General features: G+C 44.0%; 3 protein-coding genes. All 3 read right to left on the reverse strand.

Annotated elements, in window-relative coordinates:
- The coding region (gene egtC, locus F6K53_RS42275) for an ergothioneine biosynthesis protein EgtC (protein WP_293086489.1) at nt 1-464 on the reverse strand (464 nt) is incomplete at its 3' end.
- Nucleotides 465-507: 43 nt separating this feature from the next.
- Nucleotides 508-1002 carry a DUF427 domain-containing protein gene (locus F6K53_RS42280; protein ID WP_293086491.1) on the reverse strand — a complete coding sequence of 165 codons (495 nt, stop codon included), beginning with the start codon at nt 1000-1002 and terminating at the stop codon, nt 508-510.
- 69 nt (nt 1003-1071) lie between these two features.
- On the reverse strand, nt 1072-1442 hold a 371-nt coding region (locus F6K53_RS42285), incomplete at its 5' end, for an SUMF1/EgtB/PvdO family nonheme iron enzyme (RefSeq protein ID WP_293086494.1).

Consider the following 1442-nt stretch of genomic DNA (forward strand, 5'->3'; position numbering starts at 1 on the left):
AACAAGGAGAAGATATGTTCAGAATCGGTAGTGCCTTCAATTTTATGATAGACTGTATCTCTAATATGACTGCGGATCGGTTGGTATAAGGTGGCTCGAAAATTGTCGATGAAACCATTGTGGGTGAAGAGGAAGTGGCGATCGCTAAAAGGTTGACAGTTACTCAAACTGGCTGCTTGTCCAGGAGTAGCACTGCGGATATGGGCTAGGAAGCATTCAGACTCTATGTAACGACTCAGGTGAGGTAAATTAATATCACTCCAGATGGGTAGGATGTTTTTGTAGATAAAGGGTTCTGTCTGTTTTTGGGAGTGATACCAGCCAATTCCTACCCCATCAGCATTCACAGAGGTGGTTGTAGTTTCTTGGGGTCTGTAACTTTGAATACACAGAGAGTGTTCTGGTTCGTAGATTAGTTTATCCGGTTGGATAGGAGAACCGAGGTAAGCCAGTAATCGACACATATTGAGAAATACAACAAACAATTAGTATTGAGCTTATTTTTTCCTACCAACCCCAGGTACCAGGTTCCCCTTTAAAAGGACCAACAATATCACTCGTGATCCACCCTGCATAAAAATCTCCGGCTTGGGGTTGCACCTTCTCGTCACCAACGTAGCAAGCATCCATTGGTCTAGGATAGAAGCCGACATGACCTATGAGTTCCTCATAGGCTGGGAATATTTCAGTATAGTACCAGGCAACATTTTTAGCTTCGCGATCGCCGACCGTTAGGGTATAGTAATATGCCCGTCCCCTCCACTCGCAGTAAGTGGAGTGAGTACTCGGTGTGAAGTACTCGATCTTGATATCTTCCACGGGAATATAATAGTTGGGTGGATGACTAGTTTCTAGTGCTCTCTTGGCACGGTGGGTATCGGCAATGATTTCACCATTAAAAATAATCTTAATCTGCTTAGTTACATCTTCAACCCGGGGAGGTCGGGGATAGTCCCAAACTGATTCTTGACCGGGACCGGGGGGAATAGGTTTTGGTCGCATGAAAAACTCCTAGAGCGTCAATAATTCTAAATTCTAAATTCTAAATTCTAAATTCTAAATTTGTTTTGGTCAACAAGTATCTGCCAAGCGAATACCAGTGAACTGCCACCGGGTAGAAGGCGGGTAAAAGTTGCGATAGGTTGGACGAATATGAGACAAGGGTGTTACGCATGAACCTCCTCGTAATACCAGTCGATTACACATTAATTTGCCATTATATTCACCCACTATTCCCGCTTCTAGACGATAACCAGGATAGGGTTGATGGGTGCTATTTGTCCATTCCCACACATCACCGAATAGTTGGGCTGGTTGAGTATTTTCTGTTGCTGGAGCAGGGTGCAGCATTCCACTTTCTAATAAGTTTCCTTCTACTGGAACATTAGTAGTTGCTATTTCCCACTCAGCTTCAGTTGGTAAACGTTTACCTGCCCAACGGA

This window comes from Moorena sp. SIO4A1 (assembly GCF_010672065.1).
GTDB lineage: Bacteria > Cyanobacteriota > Cyanobacteriia > Cyanobacteriales > Coleofasciculaceae > Moorena.

Coding starts and splice junctions, on each gene's coding strand:
- F6K53_RS42280 (WP_293086491.1), bottom strand. CDS start 1,002: ATGCGACCAAAACCTATTCCCCCCGGTCCCGGTCAAGAATCAGTTTGG.